This window comes from Clostridium sp. BJN0001 (genome assembly GCF_022869825.1).
Classification (GTDB): domain Bacteria; phylum Bacillota; class Clostridia; order Clostridiales; family Clostridiaceae; genus Clostridium.
The window spans coordinates 2,394,663-2,421,618 of record NZ_CP094971.1 but is presented as its reverse complement, the minus strand read 5'-3'; the positions used below and the strand labels follow the sequence as shown (position 1 = coordinate 2,421,618).

The window sequence follows — 26,956 nt, the reverse complement described above, 5'->3', positions numbered from 1 at the left end:
GGTGTTAAGATTGAATAATATAGTCATAAGAGGTGCAAAAGTAAATAATTTGAAAAATGTTGACCTTGAAATACCAAGAGATAAACTTGTAGTGTTTACAGGGCTTTCAGGTTCTGGAAAATCATCACTTGCATTTGATACGTTATATGCAGAAGGACAGAGAAGATATGTTGAATCATTATCATCATATGCAAGGCAGTTTTTAGGTCAAATGGATAAACCAGATGTTGAAAGTATTGAAGGACTTTCTCCTGCAATTTCAATAGATCAGAAAACAACAAGTAAGAATCCGAGATCGACAGTTGGGACAATAACAGAAATTTATGATTATTTAAGACTCCTTTATGCAAAAGTTGGAATTGTACATTGCCCTAAATGTGGAAAAGAAATCTCAAAGCAGTCTATTGATCAGATTGTTGATAAAATTAGATCGTGTGCAGATAGAACCAAAATTCAAATATTAGCACCTGTTATAAGAGGCAGAAAAGGACAGCATCAGAAGGTTATTGAAAAGATAAAAAAAGCTGGATTTATAAGAGCAAGAATTGATGGAAATATGTATGATCTTACAGATGAAATTGTTAATCTTGAAAAAAATAAAAAACATAATATTGAAGCTGTTGTTGATAGAATAATAATAAAAGATGGAATAGAAAAGAGAATTGGAGAATCTGTTGAAACAGCATTGAAAGTTGGAGAAGGACTTGTAATTGCAAATATAAATAATGAGCAAGATATATTATTTAGTGAAAATTTTGCATGCCCTGATTGTGGAATAAATATTGAAGAACTTGCACCAAGATCGTTTTCGTTTAACTCTCCTTTTGGAAAATGCGATAAATGTGATGGACTTGGAACACTTTTTAAAATTGATGAAAATTTAATTCTTCCAGATAAGAACTTAAGTATAATGAAAGGTGCTATAGCATGTTGGGGAGATGGAAGACTTAAAGAAGATTCATGGACATTTTGCTCACTTAAGGCACTTAGCACAGAGTATAAAATTGATTTAAACAGGCCTATAAAAGATATGCCAAAAGAGCAGCTAGATCTTATTTTATATGGAACAAATGGAAAAAAACTTAACATAATATATAAAAAAGAAGGAGTTTCTGCGGTATATAACTATCCATTTGAAGGAGTTATAAATGAGCTGACAAGACGATATAATGAAACTTCATCTGATATGATAAAAAATGAAATAGAACAGTATATGAGTGATGATTTATGTCCAGAATGTCATGGAGCAAGACTTAGAAAAGAAGTTCTTGCAGTAACAGTTGGAGATAAAAATATATATGAATTTACAAATATGTCTATAAAAGATGAATTAAAATATATAAATAGTATTAAATTCTCTGAAAAAGATAAAATAATAAGTAATCAGATTGTAAAAGAGATAAAAAACAGACTTCAATTTTTAATTGATGTAGGACTTGATTATTTAACTTTATCAAGAAGCTCAGGCACACTTTCAGGAGGAGAAGCTCAGAGAATAAGGCTTGCGACTCAAATAGGTTCAGCTTTAATGGGAGTATTATACATACTTGATGAGCCTAGCATAGGGCTTCATCAGAGAGATAATGATAGACTTATAAAGACACTTAAAAAATTAAGAGATGTTGGAAATACTGTAATAGTTGTTGAACATGATGAAGATACAATGAAAAATGCAGATTATATAGTGGATATAGGTCCTGGAGCAGGGGAACATGGCGGAAAAGTAGTTGCAGCAGGAACTTTAGAAGAAATTGAAAAATGCAAAGAATCAATAACAGGTCAGTATCTTACAGGATTAAAGAAAATTGAAATGCCAGATAAGAGAAGAAAAGGCAATGGAAAATTTATAAAAATTAAAGGAGCAAGTGAAAATAATCTTAAGAATATAGATGTTTCATTTTCAATTGGAACATTTACAATTGTTACTGGAGTTTCAGGCTCTGGGAAAAGTACACTTGTAAATGAAGTCTTATATAAAGGACTTAATAAGATTGTAAATAAGAGTAAAAAACCTGCTGGAAAAGTTAAAAAGATTTTAGGTGCTGAAAATATTGATAAGATAATAGATATTGATCAAAGTCCTATTGGAAGAACTCCAAGATCAAATCCAGCTACATATACAGGAACATTTGATATAATAAGAGAACTTTTTTCTCAAACTAATGAAGCTAAGATGAGGGGATATAAGCCTGGAAGATTTAGTTTTAATGTAAAAGGTGGAAGATGCGAAGCATGTTCTGGAGATGGAATAATAAAGATAGAAATGCAGTTCTTATCAGATGTATATGTTCCATGCGAAGTATGTAAAGGAAAGAGATACAATAGAGAAACATTAGAGGTTAAATACAAAGGAAAAAATATTTCAGATGTTCTTAATATGACTGTAGAAGAAGGGTTAAAGTTCTTTGAAAATATGCCAAGAATAAAAAACAAGCTTCAGACATTATATGATGTAGGACTTGGATATATAAGGCTTGGACAGCCATCAACACAACTTTCAGGAGGAGAGGCTCAAAGAATAAAGCTTGCCTATGAATTATCAAAAAGAGGAACAGGAAAGACTCTTTACATATTAGATGAACCAACAACAGGACTTCACATAGATGATGTAAAAAGACTTATTGAAATACTTCAAAGGCTAGTTGATGTTGGAAATACAGTAATTGTAATTGAACATAACCTTGATATGATAAAATGTGCAGATTATCTTATTGATTTAGGTCCTGAAGGAGGAGATAGAGGAGGAAATGTTGTAAAATGCGGAACTCCTGAAAAGATATGTAATGAAGAAAAATCTTATACGGGCAGATATCTAAAAAAATTAATAAAATAGAAATAAATGCCTCCGTAAATTAATGTTATAATTTATGTATTTGTTGTATAATCTTTATTGTGAACAGTAAATATGTTATTGAGGTGAAAATATGAGTTTTACAAAAATAATAAGCGGCATATTCGTAACTATTTTCATTATTATACTATATGTAATAATTTATTATGCATTAAAAATTATGTATAAGGATGTTAAAAATGGTGGCAAAAAAAAGAGAGTTAGAAGGAGACTTGACAATTTTGGTCTTGAAGTTATGATTGGAACGCAGGATAATACTCTGAGAGAAGGTTCAGTAATCCCGATAAGAGGGGATTTTACTATTGGAAGAAAAAATGAAAATGGAATTATAATAAGAGAACCTCATGTTTCAGGTATTCATGCTAAAATATGTCTTAGAAATAATAGTGTTTTTATAGAAGACTTAAATAGCACAAACGGAACTTTTGTAAATAACAAAAAAATTACAGGTAGAGTTAAATTAGCAGATAAAGATAAAATAGGCATAGGAACGGCTGTATTTAAAGTTCTTGCGTAAATAATATCTAATGAGGTGAATATTTTGAAAATAAGGAAGGACGAAGTAAAACTGTTATTGCTTACATATGTTTTATGCATGGCTCTATTTATCAATCTTGCAGTACTTAAAACTCCGATTGATAAAGGTGCTATTTATATGGGAATTTTTCTATGTGCATTTATAACAGCTACTCAGATTTTAATTAGAAAATTTTATCCACAGGGAGATAAGTTTTTAATAACTTTTGCATGCATACTTTCGGTAATTGGAATAGCTGTACTATATAGGCTTGATACAGCTGTTTCAATAAAACAGTTTGCTTGGTTTGCAGCAGGTATTGTAATATTTATAGCACTTGTAATATTAATTCCTGATTTACGTGATTTTGCACGATATAAAAACATATTTATGATAACAACATTAGCAATAATGCCTATGGCTCTTGTTGCAGGAATGTTTTTAAAGAATCAGGAACAAAATGGTGCAAATAATTGGGTTATTATTGGAGGTTTTGGATTTCAGCCTTCAGAGTTTGGTAAGATAGCGTTTGTTTTGTATCTTGCAGCGGCCCTTATGAATTATAAGGATAAAAAAAATGTAAGAGATGATTTTAAGCAGCTATGGCAGCCTGCATTAGTATCAATGTATAGTTTAGCATGTCTTGTTTTGCAGAAGGATTTAGGATCAGCTTTAATATTTTTTGGAATAGCAGTTACTATGCTCTATGTTGCTACAGGAAAAAAGAAGTATGTAGTAATAGCGTTTGCTTTATTTATAATAGGAGCGTTTATAGCATATAAACTATTTCCACATGTACGCCAGAGAATCCTTATTTGGAGAGATCCTTGGGATTATGTTGATAAACAAAATGGAAGTTATCAAATAATACAGGGGCTTTATGCTATTTCATCAGGAGGAATGTTTGGCTCAGGCTTAGGTCAAGGATATCCTGGATTCATTCCTATAAATACATCAGATTATATTTTTGCAGTAATATGTGAAGAACTTGGAATGGTATTTGGACTTGGAATTATGATTATATATTTCTTGTTTTTCTATAGAGGAATGAGAGCAGCATTTAGAGTTGAAAATTCATTTTCAAAGTTTACGACGATAGGATTAAGTACAATGATAGCATGTCAGGTACTTGTTATTATAGGAGGAATATTTGCGATAATTCCACTTACAGGAATTACACTCCCTTTAATAAGTTATGGTGGATCTTCTATGCTTACTATGTATTTTTCACTCGCACTACTTCAGAAAATATCAGAGGAGGGCTAACGTATGAAAGACTTACAAAATACTGTAAAACAGATAATGGTGGTATTTCTTTTTTGCTTTGTAGCTCTTATTTCTTATATAGCATATTTTCAGGTTTTTTCTGCACCTAATCTTGCAACTCAGACAGGAAATAAGAGATTATGGGCAGTTAGAAATGAAGTATTAAGAGGAACAATTTATGACAGAAATAAGACTCCTCTTACAAAAAGTGAGAGAGTAAATGCACTTACGCAGAAGAGAACTTATACTCAAGGAGAAATTTTTGCAAATTTAATAGGATACGTTGATCCTAAATATGATATATCAGGTCTTGAAAAAAGCCTTGATAGTGAGCTTATAAAATATGATAAATTATCTAACAATTTAAAAAATTTATTTAACAATTTTAGTAAAGAAAAAATTAAAGAAATGTTTGAAAATAGAAAAAAGGATGAAGATAAAGTAGGAAATGGTGTGGTTACAACATTAGATACAAATCTTCAGAAAATAGCATATGATGCTCTTGGATCTAATAAAGGAGCAGTCGTTGCACTTAATCCTACTACAGGAGAGGTGCTTGCAATGGTATCAAAGCCATCATATAATCCTAATGATTTAGAAAATGCTATAAACACTGCAAATGCAGGTTCTGCAGATAATAGTCCTTTAATAAATAGAGCTATAGCAGGTCTTTATCCACCAGGATCTACATTTAAAACTGTAACTTTATCAAGTGCACTTGAAAATATTTCAGATATAAAAACAAGAACGTTTGAAGATAATGGTAAACTTGTATTTAATGAAAACCAATCTTTAAGTAATGCAGGTGGAGCTGTAAATGGAACACTTGATTTAAAGGATGCATTTAGAGTGTCAAGCAATGTAGTATTTGGAGGAATTGCGCTTGAACTTGGAAATGATAAGCTTAAATCTACAGCAGAAAAATATGGATTTAATAATACTATAGAGGCAGAAGGATTCAATATTTCACAAAGTAAATTTCCTACTTTAAAAAGTTATGAAAAAGGAAGTATTGCACAGTCTGGTATAGGACAGAGCAGTGATGTTGCGACACCTATGCAAATGGCATTAATTGCAGGAACAATAGCTAATGATGGAAAGATGATGAAACCTACAATAATAAAAGAAATTGTAGACAAAGATGGAAATACTTTAAGTACATATCAGCCTAAAGAACTTAAAAAGGTAATAAGCGGATCAACAGCTGCTACAATAACAGATTATATGAAAAATCTTGTAGATTCTAAAGTAAATGGATCATGGTCATATTTTCAGGGAACTAATGCGGCAGGAAAGACAGGAACTGCAGATTATAATCTTTCAAATGGTCAGCCAGCAAAACCACATTCATGGTTTATTGGATTTGCATCAGCTGAGAAACCAACTATTGCAGTTGCTGTAATTGTTGAAAATGGAGGATATGGTTCAGTTGCAGCAGCACAAGTTGCAGGAAAGGTAATAAAAAGTGGAACAGGAATTTCTAAATAGTTTTATTTGGGGGTGTTTACAATATTTGATTTTGAAGCACAATTAAAAATACTGCCAGATAAACCAGGAGTTTATCTGATGAAGAATTCATTAGGTGAAATAATTTATGTTGGCAAAGCTAAAATATTAAAAAATAGGGTAAGACAGTATTTTAGAAATTCAAAGAATCATACGGAGAAAGTAAAAGCGATGGTAAAAAATGTAGCTGAATTTGAATATATAGTTACAGATTCAGAGATGGAAGCGCTTATACTTGAATGCAATCTTATAAAAAAATATACTCCAAAGTACAATATTCTTCTTAAGGATGATAAGACATATCCTTTTATAAAAATAACAATAAATGAAGATTTTCCAAGAGTATTTATAACAAGAAAGTTTGCAAAAGATGGTTCAAAGTATTTTGGACCGTATCCTAATGCAGGAGCGGTTCACCAAACAATAAATCTTATAAGAAAAATTTTCCCACTTAGAACATGTAAAAAATATATTAAAGAAGGTGCAGCATATACAAGACCTTGTTTAAATTATCATATAAAAAAATGTAAGGCACCATGTAATGGGATGATATCAAAAGAAGAGTATGGAAAAATGATATCTCAAATTATTGATATACTATCTGGAAAAGATAAAAGCTTTATAAATACTCTTAAAGAACATATGAATGAAGCATCAGAGAATCTTCAATTTGAAAAAGCAGCATTATTTAGAGATAAAATTCTTGCTATAAGTGCTATAGAAGAAAAACAGAAGGTTTTTAGATCAAATGAAACGGATGAAGATTTTATTGATCTTTATAAAGATGAAAAAGATTGCTGCGTTCAGATATTTTTTCTAAGAGATGGAAAAATAACGGGAAGAGAGCATTTTATTATTGAAAATGGAGCAGATGAAGATAATAATGAAATAATCTCTCAGTTTATAGTTTCGTTTTATAAAGGTACATCATCTGTTCCCAAAAACATATATATTTCAGAAAGTAATGAAATAGATATTTTAGAAGAATTTCTTACAGTAAAAAGAGGATCAAAAGTATATGTAAGAATACCTATAAAAGGTGAGAAAAAAGATATGCTTAAACTTGTAAGAAATAATGCAAAAATAACATTAGAGCAATTTAAAGATAAAATACTTATAGATAAAGAAATAAATAGAGTATGTCTTAACGAAATACAAGATCTTTTAGAACTTGATGTATTTCCAGAAAGAATAGAAGCATATGATATTTCAAATATTCAAGGTGTTGATTCTGTAGGTTCTATGATAGTTTTTGAAAATGGAGAACCTAAAAACAGCGATTATAGAAGATTTAAAATAAAGACAGTTAAGAATTCTAATGATTATCAGAGCATGTATGAAATATTAGAAAGACGATTTGTTCATGGTTTAAAGGAAATTAAGGAAATACAGAAGAGAAACATTAAATTCTCAGCAGGAAAGTTTTCTAATTTCCCTGATCTTATAATGATGGATGGAGGAAAAGGACAGGTAAATATAGCCCTTGATGTGTTAAGAAAGCTTGATATAGATATTCCTGTATGTGGTCTTGTAAAGGATGATTATCATGCAACACGAGGAATTATTTATAATAATAAAGAGCTTAATATAAATAGGACATCCAATTTAATGCAGCTTATACGTAGAATACAAGATGAGGTTCATAGATTTGCGATAACATACCATAGATCACTTAGAGACAAAAGAATCCTTCATTCTATTCTTGATGATATACCAAATGTTGGAAAGAAAAGAAGGATGGCACTTCTTATGAAATTTCAGAGTATAGATAATATTAAAAAAGCTTCATTAGAGGATCTTCTTGATACAGAATCGATAGATAAGAAGGCTGCAGAGAGTATTTATTCATATTTCAAAAAACATGAACAAAGTGATTAATTTATGATATAATAAAAAGTAGCGTTTTTTATTAAAAGAAAATAGCAATATCAGTTTTTGAGGAGTTTTATCATGAATCAGTATAAAAAATATATGGATTTATTTAATATAATTTACGAAAAATCACAGATTAAAGTTGATGAACCGATGAAAGATCATATTAACTTTAATGTTGGAGGACCTGCAGATATTCTTTTGGTACCTCATAATGTAGAGCAGATAAAAAAAACAATATCTGTATGTAAAAAGAACAATATTCCTTTTTATGTAATAGGAAATGGATCAAATATTCTAGTAAAAGATGGAGGAGTAAGAGGTGTTATAATAGAACTTACAAGGTTAAATAAAATAACTCTTACATCTGAAAATGATATAAAAGCAGAGTGTGGTGCATTATTAAAAGATGTATCAGAAAAAGCTGAAAATGAATCACTTACTGGATTTGAATTTGCATGTGGAATTCCTGGAAGTGTAGGCGGAGCTGTATTTATGAATGCAGGTGCATATAATGGTGAAATTTCAAATGTAATAAAAGAAGTAACAGTACTTGATGATAAGAATAATATAATAACGATAACTAGTGACTCACTCGAATTAGGTTATCGAACATCTGTAATAATGAAAAGAGGATATATAGTATTAGATGCTGTATTTAAATTAGAAAAGGGAGACAAAGAGAAAATAACTGCTAGAATAAAAGATCTTACAAGAAGAAGAGAAGAAAAACAACCGCTTGAATATCCATCTGCAGGAAGTACATTTAAAAGACCTGAAGGTCATTTTGCTGGAAAGCTTATACAAGATTCAGGACTTAAGGGATATGCTGTTGGAGGTGCGTGTGTTTCAGAAAAACATGCAGGTTTCGTAATAAATAAAAATAATGCAACCGCTTCTGATGTACTTAATGTTATAAAACATGTTCAAGAAGAAGTAAAGAAAAATTTCAATGTAGATCTTTACCCGGAAGTTAGAATTATTGGTGAAGATTAAAGAATTACAAGATAAAATCCCAAAAAGGGGATTTTTTTCTTTTATTTTAAATAATAAATGATTATGATATACTTTTATGTATAAAAAAATATCGTAATAAAAGGAGGTAATAAAATGAGATTTGTAATAGTAACCGGTCTTTCGGGAGCTGGAAAAACTCAGGCGACAAGGACACTTGAAGATATAGGTTATTTTTGTGTAGATAATCTTCCACCTAAGTTAATATCAAAATTTGCAGAAGTTTGTACTCAGAGCAGTGGCAAAATAGAAAAAGTTGCACTTGTAATTGATATAAGAGGTGGTGTCTTTTTTAATGATTTATTTGAAAGCCTCAATTATTTAAAGAGAAATGAATTTGAATATGAAGTGTTATTTTTAGAAGCTTCTGATGAGGTTTTAATAAAAAGATTTAAAGAAACAAGGAGAAGTCATCCTCTATCTCCAGATGGAAGAGTTTTAACAGGAATAACTGAAGAGAGAGAAAAATTAAGAAAAGTAAAAGATATATCGGATATAATAGTTGATACTTCAAAATATGCTATAAAAGATTTAAGAGAAAAAATAAATGAGCTTTATGGAGATAATGTTGAAGTTAAGAGAAGACTTTCTATAACTGTTCTTAGTTTTGGATTTAAATACGGAATACCAGTAGATTCTGATCTTGTTTTTGATGTTAGATTTATACCAAATCCTTTTTATATTCCAGAGCTTAAACAGTATTCAGGCAATGATGAGCCAGTAAGAAATTATGTATTAAAGCAACAGGAAACAATAACATTTTTAGATAAATTATTAGATATGCTTAAATATTTAATTCCAAATTATATAAAAGAAGGAAAAAGACAGCTTATTATTTCTATAGGTTGTACAGGAGGAAGACATAGATCTGTTGCAATAGCTAATGAGCTTAATAGAATGCTTAGTGAAACAAATTATGATTGTAAAATTGAACATAGGGATGTAACAGAAGATCTTCATATGGGAGAAAAGAAACTATGAGAATGCGTGACTGGCTAAAACCAGGAATAAGAGTAAAGAGATGGCTTGCTTTTGGTATATTTGGAATACTTTTAATAGCTTTTGGATTTACTGAACTTGTAACTCACAGAGTATATAATTTTTATTATTTAATATTTTATATATTTTTAAATATTACGGGTGTATTTGTACTTTATGTTTCAGTAGCAGAAACAATGAAATCTATAATTGCACTTGTAAATAGAGGGTATATAAAAGTATCACTTGATAGTAGAAAGATTGAAAGTCTTATTTATGAGAAGAGACTTTTAATAAAAGGACCTAAAATAGTAGTAATTGGCGGAGGAACAGGACTTTCTACTATGCTTCGTGGACTTAAATACTATACTTCAAATATTACAGCTATAGTTACAGTAGGAGATGATGGTGGAGGATCTGGAGATTTAAGAGAGGATCTTGGAATGCTTCCACCAGGAGATATAAGAAACTGTATATTAGCACTTGCAGATACAGAACCTATAATGGAGGATCTTCTTCAATATAGATTTAAAGATGGAAGACTTAAAAATCAAAGTTTTGGTAATTTATTTCTTGCAGCTATGGATGGAATTTCGGATAATTTTGAAGAAGCTGTTCAGAAGATGAGTTCTGTACTTGCTGTAACAGGAAAGGTTATACCAGTTACACTTGATAATATGAAGCTTGTTGCAGTTCTTGAAAATGGAAATACTGTAGAAGGAGAATCTCTAATTCCTAAAGAATCAGTAAAACAAAATTCGAAAATAGATACATTTAAAATGATACCTGAAAATGCAAAACCTTTAAAAGAGGCTCTTGATGCTATACGAGAAGCTGATGCAGTTGTAATGGGACCTGGAAGCCTTTATACAAGCATTACATCAAATCTTTTAATAAAGGATATAGCAAAAGAGGTAAGAAAATCAAAAGCGATTAAAATATATATTTCAAATATAATGACTCAACCTGGAGAAACTACAGGATTTAAAGTATCTGATCATTTAAAAGTTTTAAGAAAGTATGGAGGATCTGATATTGTAGATTACGTTATTGCAAATACAGGTGAAATATCTTCTGAATTAGAAGAAAGATATAAAAAAGAAGGTTCAGAACTTGTAGACATTGATAAGCAGAAGATATCGTCAATGGGCGTAAATATAATAGGAGAAAATCTTATAAAAATGGAGAATGGTTTTATAAAACATGATGCTGATAAACTTGCTGAAGTTCTTGCAGATACAATAATGGAAAAGAAACTTTTATATGATAAGAAGAAGATAATCGAATATATGTATTTGTCACAGAGAATAAAACAGAGAGTAGAAGAAGAAAAAAAGAAAATATAGATACACCAGAAAGGAAAAAGAAATGTCATTTTCATCTAAGGTAAAAGGAGAAATATGCAGATACGTAGATATGTCTAAAGAAGAAGCTTTATCGGAGATATCTGCAATTATGAAAGTAAGTGGTGCACTCGCTTTTAGTGGAAGTGGACTCAGTTTTAAAATGGTAACTGAAAATCCTGCAAGTGCAAGATTAATATTTACACTTCTTAAAGAATATTTTAATATTCATTCAAGACTTATGGTCAAAAAGAGTAACTCTTTAAAAAAGAATAATATTTACATGGTAGTTATAACGGAAGAGATGGGTGTAAAGGAGCTGCTTAAGGAAACTGGAATATTGAAACAAATAGACGGAATGATAAATATAGATTATAGAATTGAAGACTATATTTCTAAAGATGATAAGCTTAAAAAAGCATATATAAGAGGTGCATTTATAGGAGGTGGAAGTATAAGTAATCCTGAAAAAACTTACCATCTTGAATTTGTAACTCATATAGAGGAATATGCTGAAGAACTAAGGAATCTTATAAATTCTTTTGGACTTAATTCAAAAGTTATTCAGAGAAAGAATAGTTTTATTGTCTATATAAAAGAAGGAGAACAGATAGTAGATCTTTTAAATATAATAGGAGCTTATACATCACTTCTTCAAATTGAAAATATAAGAATTGTAAAAGAAATGAGAAATAATGTAAATAGACTTGTTAACTGTGAAACAGCAAATCTTTCAAAGACAGTAAATGCGGCAGTAAGACAGGTTGAAAGTATAAAGCTTATTGAATCAACAATTGGTCTTAAAAGACTTCCTGAAAATTTAAGAGCAGTTGCAGAACTTAGATTAAGCTATCCTGATGAATCATTAAAAGAACTTGGAACAATGCTAAATCCACCTGTAGGAAAATCAGGTGTAAATCATAGACTTAGAAAAATAGAGAAAATAGCAGATGAATTAAAAACTAAAAACTAAAATAAAGGGGAGAAAAACAATGTTTACACATATAGTATTATTTAAAGCAAAAAATCCTACAAAAGAAAATTTAGAATTCTTAAAAAATACGTTCTTAAAAATGGATGGAAAAGTTTCTGTACTTAGAAAACTTGAAGTAGGAGTTGACTTAATAAGAAGTGATAGAAGTTATGATGTTGGAATTATAACTCGTTTTGATAATAAAGAAGATTATTTAACTTATGATGTACATCCATTTCATGTAAATGAAGTTAAAAAGGTTATAAAACCATATATTGAATGTAGTAAAACACTTGATTTTGAATAAAATACTATAAAAAAAGAGGAGGTGTAAAAGTTTGAGCAAAAATGAATTTTGTCATCTTCATCTTCATACTGAATACAGTCTTCTTGATGGATCTGGAAAAATTAAGGAGATAATTAAGGCTGCTAAAGAAATGGGAATGAAGAGCGTAGCAATTACAGACCATGGGGTTATGTATGGTCTTGTTGATTTTTATAAAGCGGCAAAAGATGTAGGAATAAAACCTATACTTGGATGTGAGATATATGTTGTTGCAAAATCAATGTATATAAAACAGGCTGATAGGGAAAACTCAAATCATCATCTTGTTCTTCTTGTAAAGAATGAAAAAGGTTATGAAAATCTTATGAAGATAGCTTCAAAGGCTTCAATTGATGGCTTTTATTATAAACCTAGAGTTGATCATGAGTATCTTAAAAATCATAGTGAAGGGCTTATTGCTTTAAGTGCATGTTTGGCTGGTGAAGTTCAGTCATATGAACTAAATGGAAATTATGAAAAAGCTAAAGAAACTGCTATTTTTTATAGTAAAATATTTAACGGTGATTTTTATTTAGAACTTCAAAATCATGGCATGAAGGAACAGCATAAGACAAATGAACTAAACATAAAGATATCAGAGGAAACAGGTATACCACTTGTAGCTACAAATGATGTTCATTATATTACAAAAGAAGATTCTAAAGCACATGATGTTCTTATGTGTATACAGACCGGAAAAACTCTTGATGATCCTCATAGAAGGAGATATCCATCTGACCAATTTTATTTAAAGTCTCCAGAAGAAATGTGGGATATGTTTTCATATGTTCCAGAGGCTCTAGAAAATACAATAAAAATAGCAGATAGTTGCAACTTCGATTACAAATTTCATGAATCAAAACTTCCTAAATACCCACTTAAAGAAGGACAGAATCCTTATACATATTTAAAAGATTTATGTTATAGCGGGCTTATAGAGAGATATGATGAATTTAGTGATTTGCAAAATAAAGAGCTTGATTATTCAAAAATAAATGAACTCAAAGATAAAAATGAAAAAGTAAAGATGTATGTAGATAGGCTTGAATATGAGCTTGGCATAATAAAGCAGATGGGATATGTAGACTATTTCCTTATAGTATGGGATTTTATACATTTTGCATATCAAAATAAAATTCCTACAGGGCCAGGAAGAGGATCAGCAGCGGGTTCAATAGTTGCATATACGCTTGGAATAACTAAAATAGATCCTATTAAGTACAATCTTATCTTTGAGAGATTTCTTAATCCAGAGAGAGTATCTATGCCAGATATAGATAGTGATTTTTGTTATGAAAGACGTCAGGAAGTAATTGATTATGTTGTGCGTAAATATGGAAAAGATAATGTATCTCAGATAATAACTTTTGGAACAATGGCTGCACGTCAGTGTATAAGAGATGTAGGAAGAGCAATGGATTACAGCTATGCGGAAGTTGATAAAGTTGCAAAGATGATACCTACAAAAGTAGGAACTACAATTCAGAGTGCATTTACATTAAATCCTGAATTTAAAAATGCATATGATACTGATGAACGTGTAAAAGAACTTATAGATGTATCATTAAGACTTGAAGGACTTCCAAGACATTCATCTACACATGCAGCAGGAGTTGTAATTGCATCAAATCCACTTGTTTCATATGTACCGCTTCAAAAAAATGAAGATATGATAGTAACTCAGTTTGGAATGACGACACTTGAAGAACTGGGACTTTTAAAGATGGATTTCTTAGGACTTAGAACACTTACTGTAATGAATGATGCAGTAAGAATGATAAAGGAAAATAGGGATAGAAACATAGTTCTTGATAAGATAGATTTTGACGATCAGAATGTTTTTAAGATGATAGGAGAAGGAAAGACTGTAGGAGTATTCCAACTTGAATCATCAGGAATGACATCATTTATGAAAGAACTTAAGCCAGATTCTATTGAAGATATCATAGCAGGTATATCACTATATAGACCAGGTCCTATGGCTGAAATTCCAAAATATATAGAAGGAAAACAAAATCCTTCAAAAGTCACTTATACGACTCCTGAGCTTGAACCTATACTTAAAGTAACATATGGGTGTCTTGTATACCAAGAACAGGTTATGCAGGCTGTAAGAGACCTTGCAGGGTATTCTATGGGTAGAAGTGACATGGTAAGAAGAGCCATGTCTAAGAAAAAACATAAAGTTATGGAAGAAGAGCGTAAAAACTTTATAAATGGAATTGTAGATGAAGATGGAACTGTAAATGTACCTGGATGTATAAGAAACGGAATTAGTGAAGAGGCAGCAAATAAGATATTTGATTCTATGATGGATTTTGCATCTTATGCATTTAATAAATCACATGCAGCAGCATATGCAGTTGTAGGATATGAGACAGCATATCTTATGAGATATTATCCTGTTGAAATGCTTGCTGCAATGCTAAATTCAGTAATAACCAAAAGTGATAAGGTATCACATTATATAAGAGAAGCATCAAAGTTTAACATAAGAGTTATTCCTCCAAACATAAACGAGGGAAAAGCTAAGTTTACAGTTAAAGATGATGATATAAAGTTTGGGCTTGCTGCAATAAAAAATGTGGGATCAAATGTAATAGATTCAATTGTAGAGACACGTGAAAAAAAGGGAGAATTTACATCACTTCAAGATTTTGTAAGTAAAATTGATTTATCATGCGTAAATAAAAGAGCAGTTGAATGTCTTATAAAAGCTGGAGCATTTGATACATTTGATGTATATAGGTCAAAACTGCTTGCTGTTTATGAAAAACTTATGGATAATACATCAAATGAAAGAAAGAAAAATATTGATGGACAAATAAGCCTTTTTGCAACATCAGAATTAAAGAAAACTCAGATAAAGTATCCTGATATTAAGGAATTCACTAAAAAGAATTTACTATCTATGGAAAAAGAGATGACAGGACTTTACATAACTGGGCATCCTCTTGATGATTATAAAAAGAGTTTAAGTGTTCAGGTAAGCACACAGATTGCAGATATTTTTGCTAAAAGTGAAAATAATACTGATAATGATATGCCTAATGATGATATAGATATCTTCAAGAATGACGAAGTATTTATGGATGGTGATAGAGTTATAGTAGGAGGAATATTATCCTCTGTAAATCAGAAAGTTACAAGAAATAATACTATAATGGCTTTTTTAAGGCTTGAAGATTTATCTGGGAATATAGAAGTAATAGTATTTGCTAGAACGTATGAAAGAGTTAAAAAACTTTGTATAGCAGATAGTCTTGTAGTAATCAAAGGAAGATTAAGCATTAAAGAGGACGAAGAGACAAGAGTAATTTGTGAATCTATAGAACCTCTTGAAAAAATAGATAATGCAAAAGTTTATATAAGAGCAGATAATAAAGGTGCTGCTAAAAAGATAAATGCAATGCTTAAACATATAGTTAACGATTCAGTAAGAGGAGAAAATGCAGTATTTATATTTGCAGCAAAGGAAAGACAGAAGTTTAGAGTATCTCATGATAAATGGGTATCACTGGATACTGATATTGTAAAAATCTTTGAAAATAAATTTGGAAAAGAAAATGTAAAAGTAGTTGACTAAATATTATAAAGTTAATTGTAGAATATAATATAAATAGTATTATAATTTGTATTTTTATATAATTAATTTAGAGAATTAAAAAAAAATAGTCAAATTCGATTGATAAATTCTCTTAGATTATGTACAATAAGTGTTGGTAAGGCGATGTGTTTATAATTTAGAATATAGATTCATGTTTTATCAGATTGAAATATAGTCAAAATTTAATTTTAAATAAGTTTTAAGTAGAAAGAGGAGTGTACGTTAATGAGAAAAACTAAAATGATTTGTACTATCGGACCAGCTAGTGAAGATCTTGAAACTCTTGAAAAAATAGTCTTAGCAGGAATGAATGCATCAAGACATAATTTTTCACATGGAGATCATGAAGAACATAAAGGAAGAATTGAAAATGTAAGAAAGCTTGCTAAGAAGCATAATAAGCAAATAGCAATCATTCTTGATACAAAGGGACCAGAAATCAGAACTGGAGACTTTAAACCAAACAAGGTTGAACTTCAAAAGGGTTCTGAATTCACTATATATGCTGGAGATATGTCAGTTATTGGTGATACAACTAAGTGTGCTGTTACATACGAAGGATTAGCAAAAGATGTTAAGCCTGGAGACACAATTTTAATAGATGATGGTTTAGTTGGATTAACAGTTAAATCAGTTGAAGGAAATGCTGTTAAATGTGGTGTTAACAATACTGGATTAGTTGGAACACATAAGGGAGTTAACGTTCCTGGAGTTTCAATAAAATTACCAGCAATGACTGCAAAAGATAAGGACGATTTAATCTTTGGATGCGAAATGAAAGTTGACTTAATTGCTGCTTCATTCGTAAGAAAAGCTGAAGATGTATTAGCAATAAGAAAAGTTCTTACTGAACATGGTGGAGAAGACATATTAATCTGCCCTAAGATAGAAAGCCAAGAAGGAGTAGATAATATAGATTCAATTATCGAAGTTTCAGATGCAATCATGGTTGCAAGAGGAGACTTAGGAGTTGAAATTCCAATAGAAAATGTTCCTAGAGTTCAGAAGATGATCATAAAGAAATGTAACGCAGTTGGAAAGCCAGTTGTTACAGCAACTCAGATGCTTGATTCTATGATCAGAAACCCAAGACCAACAAGAGCAGAAGTTTCAGATATAGCTAATGCTATTTTTGATGGAACAGACGCTGTTATGCTTTCAGGAGAAAGTGCTAATGGAGATTATCCAGTAGAAGCAGTTAAAACTCAGGCTAGAATTTGTGAAGAAGCTGAAAAACAATTAGAATACAAAGTATCAGTTTCAAAAGCAAAACATCATGTACCAGCTGTAGCAGGAGTTATTTCAAGAGCAGCATGTAATGCAGCTAATGAATTAAAAGCTAAAGCAATTATCTCATCAACACAGAGCGGAGCTACTGCAAGAAGAATTTCTCAGTGCAGACCAGAATGCCCAGTTATCGCTGTTACACCAGACGAAAGAGTTGCTAAGAAGTTAGTATTCTCATGGGGAGTATTCCCAATCGTAGCAGACAAGATGGAATCAACAGATGAAATGTTAGAAAAATCAGTTGAAATCGCAAAGGCAAACAAGTTTGTTGAAGATGGAGATACAGTTGTATTAGCAGCTGGAGTTCCAGTTGACAAAATTGGAGCTACTAACCTTTTAAAGGTAAGCGTTGTTGAATAATCTTGACTTAAATATAGATTAAGATATAAATAAGAAGTTTGTCACAGATGTTTTAAATTCTGTGACAGGCCTCTTATTTTTTATACATTTTAAAAATGTTAACAAAAAATTAACATTTACTTTTAATGGTTTTAGTATATAATGTATACTACAGACTAAAAATGGAATACTTAATAGTGTATGGAATTAAATGGCAACTGATTCTGTATTAGCACCGAAAGGTGCTTTTTTATTTTACTTAATTAAATAGTTCAGTGTATAATAAATATAGTTTAAAATTAATGAATTCAGAGGGTTATTATGATAGAAATAAATAAAGAATATATAGTTAATATAGAATCATTCGGTTATGAAGGAGAGGGCGTCGCTAAAATAGATAACTTTCCTATATTTGTTTTAGGTGCATTAAAAGGAGAAAAAGCTAGAGTAGTAATAACTAAAAAGAAGAAAAAGTATGCATATGCTAAGGTTTTAGAAATACTAGAAAAATCTGAAAAAAGAGAAGAAGCAAAGTGCAAAAATTTTGAAAAGTGTGGAGGGTGTAACTTTCAAAATTTAAGTTATAGTGGGCAGCTTGACTTTAAATATGACAGAGTACGAGACTGCATAAGTAAAATTGGAGGATTAAATCCGGATTTAGTAGAATATCCTTTAGGAATGCGTGATTTTTTAAATTATAGAAATAAAGTTCAGCTTCCAGTAGCAAAAATTAATGGAAAAATAGTAATAGGTTTTTATAGTGAAAAGACACATGATGTAATAGATATAGATTCATGTATGATTCAGCCTAAAGAAAATTCTATGATTGTAAATTTAATTAAAGAGTGGATGACTGAAAATAATATAGAACCAGCAAATAAAGATGGAGCATTTTATAAAAAAGGAATAATAAGACACATTATAATAAGAAAAGCATTTAAAACAAATCAATTAATGATAATATTAGTTTCTACAAAAAAGAAAATACCAAAGCTTGATAAACTTATTGAAAATTTGAAATCTAAAGTTACATTTTTAAAAAGTGTAATAGTAAATATAAATGATTCAAATACAAGTAGAGTTTATGGAAATACAAATATAACAGTGTATGGAACAGATTATATTGAAGAATGTATAAGTGATTTAAAATTTAGAATATCTCCATTATCATTTTTTCAAGTAAATCCAGTTCAGACTGAAGTTTTATATAAAAAAGTATTAGAATATGCAGATTTAAAAAGCGATGAAACAGTATTTGATGCTTACTGCGGAACAGGCAGTATTTCATTATTTTTATCTAAAAAAGCGAAAAAAGTATATGGTGTAGAAATAGTAGATGAAGCTATAAAAAGTGCTAGAGTAAATTCAGAAATAAATAATATTAATAATGCAGAATTCTATACAGGAAAATCTGAAAAAGTAATACCAGAGCTTATAGAAAAAGGTATTACTGCGGATGTTATAGTTGTTGATCCACCAAGAAAAGGATGCGATAAGTTTCTTCTTGATTCAATCATAAAGGCTGAACCTAAAAAAATCGTTTATGTATCATGCGATCCAAGCACTCTTGCACGAGATTTGAAATATTTATGCAGCGAAAAATATGAAGTGAGAAAAGCTCAACCTGTTGATATGTTTCCTGAGACTAAGCACGTTGAGAGTATAATTCTGATGACGTATTGTGGTTCAGGGGGCGAAAAGTAGAAGTTGACCACAACATATAGTGGTTCAAGAGTGATTTTGGAGCAAAAAATGAGCGAAAAAACACCGTTTTTTGACCCCTATTTTTGGGGTGCTTTATAGATGACATAGGGTAAAAAGAGTGATGACATTATAAAGGTGGAAAAATTGATGGCTCAGAAAGAGGGAGAAATAATCCTCTGGGATGATAAGAATTTTATATAATCTAATGTAGTGGTAGTTGTTTTGAAACAGCTACCACTATAGTTTTTTAATAGTTTGAAATTTTATTTCAAACTATTATAGAACCTACAATATTTGTGTTTTTAAAATAGGTTTGTATAGAAATCACCCTTTTATGGTATTAATGTCGTAATAGATGGTTTTGAGATATTTCAAATAATATAAAAAACACTTGAATAAATGCTCATATAACTATTGACATATGAGAAAAACAATAATATAATAAATACACAACGTATGAATGCTTGCTCAAGTATTCAGATGAAATGATTTAAAAAGAGGTGATAATATGACTGAAAAATTTAATTCAATTGAAAGATGTGACTGCAATGTAATTCATGAGGATATTGTAAATCAAGTTAGAGATAAAATGCCTCAAGAAGAAAGCCTTTATGATCTAGCAGAATTATTTAAAGTATTTGGAGATTCAACACGAATCAGGATATTATGGGCTTTACATGAAGCTGAAATGTGTGTTTGTGATATCGCTTTATTACTTAACATGACACAATCAGCAATTTCCCATCAGCTGAGAGTCTTAAAACAAGCTAATTTAGTGAAAAACAGAAAAGAAGGGAAAGTAGTATATTATTCATTAGTTGATGATCATGTAAGAGAAATATTTGACCAAGGTCTAATTCATATCAACGAGAAGTAGTAATGTGGTATAATAGAATATTTTTTGAAGATATTTGGGCAGATATTTAAGTCTTCATATCAAATGAGCTATGTTTCAATAAAATTTGAAAAAGACTTGTAGTATTTAAAATAAAATTACAAATAATATTTAGGAGGATTTAATAATGAAAAAGAAATTTATACTTGAAGGCTTGGATTGTGCAAATTGCGCGGCAAAAATGGAAAAAGCTATTAATGAGCTTGATGGAGTAAAAGAAGCTACTGTTAACTTTATGACCACAAAACTCGTTATTGATGGTGAGGATGAAAAAATGCCAACAATAATAGCAGAGGCCGAAAAAATAGTTAAAAAAATTGAACCCGATACAACTATGAAAAAGGCTTAAAGGAGGCTGTTTAGTATGACAAAACGACTATGGCGAATAATAATTGGTGCAGCCGTGTTAGTTGCAGCAACAATTATTAATTTTAATAATGAATGGTTACAGATTGCTCTCTTTATAATAAGTTACATTATTGTAGGCGGAGATGTTGTAAAAAGAGCTGTAAAAAATATTTTTAAAGGTCAAGTTTTTGATGAAAACTTTTTAATGAGTATTGCAACAATTGGTGCATTTTTTATTGGTGAGTATCCTGAAGGTGTTGCAGTTATGCTGTTTTATCAAGTTGGAGAACTGTTTCAAAGCTATGCAGTTGGCAAGTCGAGAAAGTCAATTGCAAGCCTTATGGATATTCGACCAGATTATGCAAATGTTAAAAAAGGCGATGAACTTGTCAAAGTTGACCCAGATGAAGTACAAATTGGAGATATTATTGTAATTAAAGCAGGAGAAAAAATTCCTCTTGATGGCAAGGTAATTGAGGGAAGTTCAATGATTGATACATCGGCACTAACAGGCGAATCTGTTCCTCGTGAAGTAGAAGTTGGAAGTGATATCCTAAGTGGGTGCATCAACATTAATGGAGTTATTACAGCGGAGGTTACCAAGGAATTTGGAGAATCTACAGTAAGTAAAATTCTTGATTTAGTTGAAAATGCAAGTAGTAAAAAATCCAATTCAGAACAATTTATTACGAAGTTTGCGAGATATTATACACCGGTTGTGGTTATAATTGCAGTTTTTCTAGCTATTATACCGCCTCTTGTTATAGACGGGGCGACTTTTAGTGATTGGATATATAGAGCACTAGCATTCCTTGTGGTATCCTGTCCGTGTGCTTTAGTTATTTCAATTCCTTTGAGTTTCTTCGGTGGAATAGGTGGAGCTTCAAAAAAAGGTATTTTAGTCAAGGGTAGTAACTATTTAGAGGCTTTAGCAGAAACTGAAATTGTTGTTTTTGATAAAACTGGAACACTAACGAAAGGTGTATTTAATGTACAGGAAATTCATCCAGAAGGAGTTTCCAAAGAAGAGCTACTAGAATTAACTGCATATGTGGAAAGCTATTCCAATCATCCGATTTCACTTTCACTGAAACGTGCATATGGCAAAGAAATAGACAATGGACGTATTTCAGATGTAGAAGAGATATCAGGTCATGGTGTTATTGCAACAGTAGATGGCAAAAAGGTTATGGCAGGAAATATCAAACTTATGAAAATGATGGATATCCCTTATTTCAAGGGAGAGCTGATCGGTACTGCTGTACATGTTGCTGTTAATAACAAATATATAGGTTATATTCTAATTGCCGATGAGGTAAAGGAAGATTCAGCACAAGCAATCAAGGAACTTAAGGCAGCTAATATTAAACAAACAGTTATGTTGACAGGTGATAATAAAAGTGTTGGTTCAAAAGTTGCTAAAGAGCTTGGTCTTGATAAGGTTTATGCAGAACTATTGCCAGCAGACAAAGTTGAAAAACTAGAAGAATTATTTTCGCAAAAATCTAAAAAAGGTAAACTTGCTTTTGTTGGTGACGGAATCAATGATGCACCTGTATTAGCCCGTGCAGACATTGGAATAGCAATGGGTGGTTTAGGTTCTGATGCAGCCATTGAAGCTGCTGATATTGTAATTATGACTGATGAGCCATCGAAAATTGCTACTGCAATGAAAATTTCTAAAAAGACACTAAAAATTGCACATCAAAACATAGTATTTGCAATTGGAATAAAAATAATTGTTCTTATTTTGAGTGCTTTTGGAATAACTACTATGTGGGCAGCTATATTTGCAGATGTAGGTGTAACTATCATCGCAGTATTAAATGCTTTTAGAGCTTTGAATGTAAAGAATCTATAATTAGTAATCCTTTTAATGCCGATTGGGAGTGGAATATATCTTAATCGGCAATTTTAGGTACAGTGGTTCATATAGCAATAGATAAAGAATATGCAGGGTATATTGTAATTTTTGATGAAGTTAAACATGATTAAAAAGAGCAATAAACGAGCTTAAAAAAATTGGAGTAAAAAAGATAGTTATGCTTACTGGAGATGCTAAATCTGTTGGTGAAAAGGTAGGGAGATTTTTGGGTATAGAAGAGGTACATGGAGAACTTCTTCCAGACCAGAAGGTTGAACAATTAGAAAGGTTAGATAAAGATAAATCAACTAAAGGAAAACTCGCTTTTGTAGGAGATGGAATCAATGATGCACCAGTACTAGCAAGAGCAAATATAGGGATAGCCATGCGAGGGCTTAGTTCGGACAATGTCGTCAACTTAGTAGATTAAGCTATGTAAAAATAAATTGAAAGAAATCATTTTTGATGTCTATTTTAATTTATCTTAAAAAATGGTACACTAAATAAATCCACTGGATAAAGTGAATTTTAAATATGTATTTATTTATATTTAATATTAAAAACAGGATTTAATATTATGATGGTGCTTTTTTCTTGGATGTTTGTTTTTGCGCTCACAAGATCGGTTGCAACGTATTTGTGAGCGTATTTTTATAGCTTTTTCAAGTATTAATTCTAACAGCTTATTTCTTAATCTAGATTTAACTAATAAAGCTATAATTCGTTTGAATACCTGTCCCAAAATAAAATTCCTATTTGATTGATATATTGAATTTAAATCTTTATCCTTATTATCATTTGATATCGCAGCATCGGCATCTTTTTTTATAAGAGCTGCAATCATCGATAAATAAATAGAAACGTAAAAATCTTGCTTTATGGCAATTGGCTTAGTACCTGAAAATTCTTCGATTTTAAGACTGCATTTTAATTCTTTATATTTAGATTCAACGCCCCATCTTAAGAAATAGAGTTCTTTGAATTTTAAAGGCGTAATAGTATCATCATAGATGTTAGTCACTAAAGTTTCTGTCACCTCATCTGACAGCTTAACTTTTACTACTCTTATTTTTTTTATTTCACCTTTAACTTTATATTTTAAAATAAAGTCAGGGGAATCTATTGATTGTGCAAGTTTAAAAGATGTTGATACTCGCATTAAAAATAGTAATTTCTTGGAATTTAAATAATCAAACATATCATATGAAGGATAGCCTCTATCAAAAATAACAATGCTTTTTCGAGGACAGAATTTATCTCCTATTGACTCTATATGTTGTTTTGCAATATGTCTTTCACTTGTCTTATATTTAGTAATTCTAGCATCTACAATAATGTCATTTAATACATCATATAAGGCTGACGCCGTCGCAATAGCAGTTCTTGTCTTATTTTGATTACTGCTTAATCCAAAATATTCACCACATTCTTTTGTATCTGGCACTTGTAGACTAGTTCCATCTACAGCTAGAATATTAAAACCATTCCAAGTGTTTAAATTTTTATTTATACTATAAAATTTATCAACAAAAAGTCTGCATAATTCATTAAAGGCTTCTGGTGATATATTTTGTCTTGCCTTAGAAAATGCTTGTTTTGTTATTGACGGAAATTTTAAACATTTATGATCTTCAATAAAATTATCAATTTCAGAAGAGATGGATTTTCGCAATGCGGAGCAAATAAAATGAACCGTATTTGAAAAGGATAGTTTTCTATTCCTTGAGAATGAGTTACCTAAGCTGTATGCTTCTTTGTACTCACTTGAAGTAATTAAATCGTTTGTTTCTTTTAAAATTAAAGATAATAATCTAGTATTTTTCATAATGTAAAACCTCGCTATAAATTTATTTCTCTATAGCGAGGCTGCAAAATTTTCCACTATTGTCAAGTGTTTTTTTTATTAAATTATCATTTTCTCTTAAGTTGACGACATTGTTAGTTCGGATGCGGCAATAGAAGCTGCTGATGTTGTAATAATGACAGATGAACCATTTAAAATAGTTACTGCAATAAAAATAGCAAAAAAATTAGAAGGATAGTTTGGCAGAATATAGCACTTGCTATGGGAGTTAGGGCAATAGTACTTATTCTAGGTGCAGGTGGAATAGCTACTATGTGGGAAGCTGTTTTTGCAGATGTAGGTGTTTCAATCCTTGCTATTATAAATGCTATGAGGATTATGAAAACTAATGATAAATTATAAAATAATCTAACCTAAAAAGGATACAATTAATAAGCCAACAATCACACCAACTACAATTCCAATGGTGGATAACCTGCCTTTCCATGTCTCTCTGGCATTTGGCAGGGTTTCGCTGCAAATAATGTATAAAATCATTCCACTTGCAAAAGCAAGACTTATACTGATTACAACAAGTGAAATTTTACTCATCATACCTCCAAGTAAGGCTCCTAAGCCCATTGGAATTGAAGTTATAATAGATATTACAACAAGAGAAAATGTACTTAGGCTACTTTCTCTAAAAAAAATCCCTACAGCAAGGCCTTCAGGAATCCCATGTAATATTAGAGCTATAGTAAGATGGAGGCCTTTAATTGGAGAAGTTGATAATAAAGATCCTAGTGCAATACCACTTGGTATATTGTGTATTCCTATAGCTATGGCCATAAATATGCCTGCTTTTAAAAACCTATCCTTTTTATTGTTGGTAGCATGTATATGATCATGACCTAATTTTCCATCTAATAATACAGCTAAAACTAGTCCAAAAGTAATTCCAATTGAAGCTATATAAATACTGCCTGCCTCAAATGACTCTGGAAGTAAGTCAAAACAAACAATGGCTAACATCAATCCACCAATAAAACCAAGTACAGTTCCTTTAAAGCGTCTCCCTCTATCTTTAATAAAAAATGAGAATAAAATGCCAGTAAGAATCCCCATCCAAGCAGTAAGATAACCCGAACCCCCTGTAATTAGTATTGTGTTCATAATTTTACTCATATAATTATCTCTCCCAAAACATTATATATATATATTATTTTTATAGTTTAAATTAAGAACAATAATTAATGATGATATTGTATAATGGTTATGATAATTAAATGGCGCTATTAAACAATTTCGATACAATGAATATGTGAACAACAAATATTCAAGTATAGTTAATATAAGTAATTAGTATATACGCTTAAAATATCTGTAATAATATTGAATGAAGATGAAGTATGAGATTAGAAAATTTATTAAAAAAATAATGGTATGTTTACTAGATTAGTACCTAAAATAATTGGAGGGAAATTATGTTTTATATTTTATTAGCTATTATATTATTATTTATCGACCAGTATACCAAGTATCTAGCAGAACTATATCTTAAGCCAATTGGTTCATATCCTTTAATACAAGATATATTTCACTTAACCTATGCAAGAAACACTGGAGCAGCATTTAGCATATTACAGAACAATCAAATTTTTTTAATAATTATTTCATCGATTGTTGTTTTAGGTCTAATATTCTATTTAATAAAAAACTTAAGAAAAAGTATGTTTCTATTCAACTTTTCTCTTGTTTTTATAATATGTGGTGCACTGGGAAATCTAATTGATAGGGTTAGATTAAATTTTGTAATTGATTTCTTTAACTTTACATTGATAAATTTTGCGATTTTTAATTTTGCAGATATATTTGTAGTTTCAGGCACAATATTGTTATCATATATGATTTTGTTTCAAGAATTTAAAAATGTAAAACAGTACCAAAAATAGAGATTGCTTCTTCTGTTGAAATCTAAAACAATCTAGATATGGATCATACTAATCTTGCAATAATAAAAGGAATAAATTATAAAATGCTTCCTTTTATTATTGATAATTCAATCATAAAAGCCTACAATCACATAAGCAATAGTAGTAGCTACCACTCTAGATATTAAATATAGAAAAGAGGTAGTAAGGTGATTTCCGTAGGATTTGTCTGACATTTGTGCAGATAACGGTGATATTATATCAGCTACTGATCCCCCTGCCTAAACTGTACCTATCATTACAGTGATATTAAATATCGCCATATAGCGATTTCTTTACGTTACTAACAGTACATTACTTAGTAATTAATAATCCTAAAACCACAAAAAGTGCACGAATTATTGATTTCAAAAATAGTATCTGAAGGGTTAATTATATATCGTTTTTTTCTGGGAGGTAAAATATGCAAACAACAGATGGACAGATTGAGGTATATACAAGGTTTTTCCATGGATTATCGAATCCGGCACGGTACAAAAATATTCTTTCTCTA

At 30.4% G+C, this 26,956-nt stretch carries 19 protein-coding genes and 2 pseudogenes; 19 read left to right on the top strand and 2 right to left on the bottom strand.

Annotated features, from left to right (window positions below):
* Positions 1 to 10 precede the first annotated feature (10 nt).
* The 17 genes and pseudogenes from uvrA to MTX53_RS11660 all read left to right on the top strand — a co-directional run.
* Complete coding sequence (gene uvrA / locus MTX53_RS11740; protein ID WP_244833954.1) at positions 11 to 2,833, top strand: excinuclease ABC subunit UvrA; 2,823 nt, start codon at positions 11 to 13, stop codon at positions 2,831 to 2,833.
* Positions 2,834 to 2,924: 91 nt separating this feature from the next.
* Positions 2,925 to 3,368 carry an FHA domain-containing protein gene (locus MTX53_RS11735; protein WP_244833953.1) on the top strand — a complete coding sequence of 148 codons (444 nt, stop codon included), beginning with the start codon at positions 2,925 to 2,927 and terminating at the stop codon, positions 3,366 to 3,368.
* A 24-nt stretch (positions 3,369 to 3,392) separates the two neighbouring features.
* On the top strand, positions 3,393 to 4,634 hold the full coding sequence (locus tag MTX53_RS11730; protein WP_244833952.1) for an FtsW/RodA/SpoVE family cell cycle protein: 1,242 nt from the start codon (positions 3,393 to 3,395) through the stop codon (positions 4,632 to 4,634).
* Between the two features lie 3 nt (positions 4,635 to 4,637).
* On the top strand, positions 4,638 to 6,122 hold the full coding sequence (locus MTX53_RS11725) for a penicillin-binding protein 2 (protein WP_244833951.1): 1,485 nt from the start codon (positions 4,638 to 4,640) through the stop codon (positions 6,120 to 6,122).
* A 21-nt stretch (positions 6,123 to 6,143) separates the two neighbouring features.
* On the top strand, positions 6,144 to 8,018 hold the full coding sequence (gene uvrC / locus MTX53_RS11720; RefSeq protein ID WP_244835496.1) for an excinuclease ABC subunit UvrC: 1,875 nt from the start codon (positions 6,144 to 6,146) through the stop codon (positions 8,016 to 8,018).
* Positions 8,019 to 8,090: 72 nt separating this feature from the next.
* A complete protein-coding gene (gene murB / locus MTX53_RS11715) occupies positions 8,091 to 9,008 on the top strand; it encodes a UDP-N-acetylmuramate dehydrogenase (protein WP_244833950.1) in 918 nt (305 codons plus the stop codon).
* A gap of 114 nt (positions 9,009 to 9,122) precedes the next feature.
* On the top strand, positions 9,123 to 10,007 hold the full coding sequence (gene rapZ / locus MTX53_RS11710) for an RNase adapter RapZ (RefSeq protein WP_244833949.1): 885 nt from the start codon (positions 9,123 to 9,125) through the stop codon (positions 10,005 to 10,007).
* A complete protein-coding gene (locus MTX53_RS11705; RefSeq protein WP_244833948.1) occupies positions 10,004 to 11,350 on the top strand; it encodes a YvcK family protein in 1,347 nt (448 codons plus the stop codon). Before rapZ ends, MTX53_RS11705 begins: the two co-directional genes overlap by 4 nt.
* A 22-nt stretch (positions 11,351 to 11,372) precedes the next feature.
* The gene (gene whiA / locus MTX53_RS11700; RefSeq protein WP_244833947.1) at positions 11,373 to 12,320 is read left to right on the top strand and encodes a DNA-binding protein WhiA; all 948 of its coding nucleotides are present in this window, start codon (positions 11,373 to 11,375) and stop codon (positions 12,318 to 12,320) included.
* Between the two features lie 19 nt (positions 12,321 to 12,339).
* Positions 12,340 to 12,627, top strand: a complete 288-nt coding sequence (locus tag MTX53_RS11695) for a Dabb family protein (RefSeq protein WP_244833946.1) — start codon at positions 12,340 to 12,342, stop codon at positions 12,625 to 12,627.
* Positions 12,628 to 12,658: 31 nt separating this feature from the next.
* The gene (locus MTX53_RS11690) at positions 12,659 to 16,231 is read left to right on the top strand and encodes a DNA polymerase III subunit alpha (protein WP_244833945.1); all 3,573 of its coding nucleotides are present in this window, start codon (positions 12,659 to 12,661) and stop codon (positions 16,229 to 16,231) included.
* 246 nt (positions 16,232 to 16,477) lie between these two features.
* Positions 16,478 to 17,899, top strand: coding sequence for a pyruvate kinase (gene pyk / locus MTX53_RS11685; protein WP_244833944.1), 1,422 nt, complete (start codon positions 16,478 to 16,480; stop codon positions 17,897 to 17,899).
* Positions 17,900 to 18,199: 300 nt separating this feature from the next.
* Positions 18,200 to 19,582 (top strand): 23S rRNA (uracil(1939)-C(5))-methyltransferase RlmD, encoded by a 1,383-nt coding sequence (gene rlmD / locus MTX53_RS11680; protein WP_244833943.1) that lies wholly within the window; start codon positions 18,200 to 18,202, stop codon positions 19,580 to 19,582.
* 508 nt (positions 19,583 to 20,090) lie between these two features.
* Positions 20,091 to 20,459, top strand: coding sequence for a metalloregulator ArsR/SmtB family transcription factor (locus MTX53_RS11675; protein ID WP_244833942.1), 369 nt, complete (start codon positions 20,091 to 20,093; stop codon positions 20,457 to 20,459).
* Between the two features lie 145 nt (positions 20,460 to 20,604).
* Positions 20,605 to 20,826: a cation transporter gene (locus MTX53_RS11670; protein WP_003145146.1), complete on the top strand. Its 222-nt coding sequence runs from the start codon at positions 20,605 to 20,607 to the stop codon at positions 20,824 to 20,826.
* Positions 20,827 to 20,841: 15 nt separating this feature from the next.
* Positions 20,842 to 22,686, top strand: a complete 1,845-nt coding sequence (locus MTX53_RS11665) for a heavy metal translocating P-type ATPase (protein WP_104409635.1) — start codon at positions 20,842 to 20,844, stop codon at positions 22,684 to 22,686.
* Positions 22,687 to 22,739: 53 nt separating this feature from the next.
* Positions 22,740 to 23,095, top strand: a pseudogene (locus MTX53_RS11660) (HAD-IC family P-type ATPase); the annotation flags it as partial.
* A gap of 150 nt (positions 23,096 to 23,245) precedes the next feature.
* On the opposite strand, the gene MTX53_RS11655 reads toward MTX53_RS11660, so the two are convergent.
* A complete protein-coding gene (locus MTX53_RS11655; protein WP_244833941.1) occupies positions 23,246 to 24,514 on the bottom strand; it encodes an IS4 family transposase in 1,269 nt (422 codons plus the stop codon).
* 112 nt (positions 24,515 to 24,626) lie between these two features.
* Between MTX53_RS11655 and MTX53_RS11650 the strand changes: the two are divergent.
* Positions 24,627 to 24,895: pseudogene (locus MTX53_RS11650) on the top strand (heavy metal translocating P-type ATPase); the annotation flags it as partial.
* 6 nt (positions 24,896 to 24,901) lie between these two features.
* Here the strand turns inward: MTX53_RS11650 and MTX53_RS11645 are convergent.
* Entirely contained in the window at positions 24,902 to 25,657 is a 756-nt protein-coding gene (locus tag MTX53_RS11645; RefSeq protein WP_244833940.1) for a ZIP family metal transporter, read from the bottom strand.
* A gap of 299 nt (positions 25,658 to 25,956) precedes the next feature.
* On the opposite strand from MTX53_RS11645, the gene lspA reads away from it, so the two are divergent.
* Positions 25,957 to 26,424, top strand: coding sequence for a signal peptidase II (gene lspA, locus MTX53_RS11640; protein ID WP_244833939.1), 468 nt, complete (start codon positions 25,957 to 25,959; stop codon positions 26,422 to 26,424).
* Positions 26,425 to 26,956 lie beyond the last annotated feature (532 nt).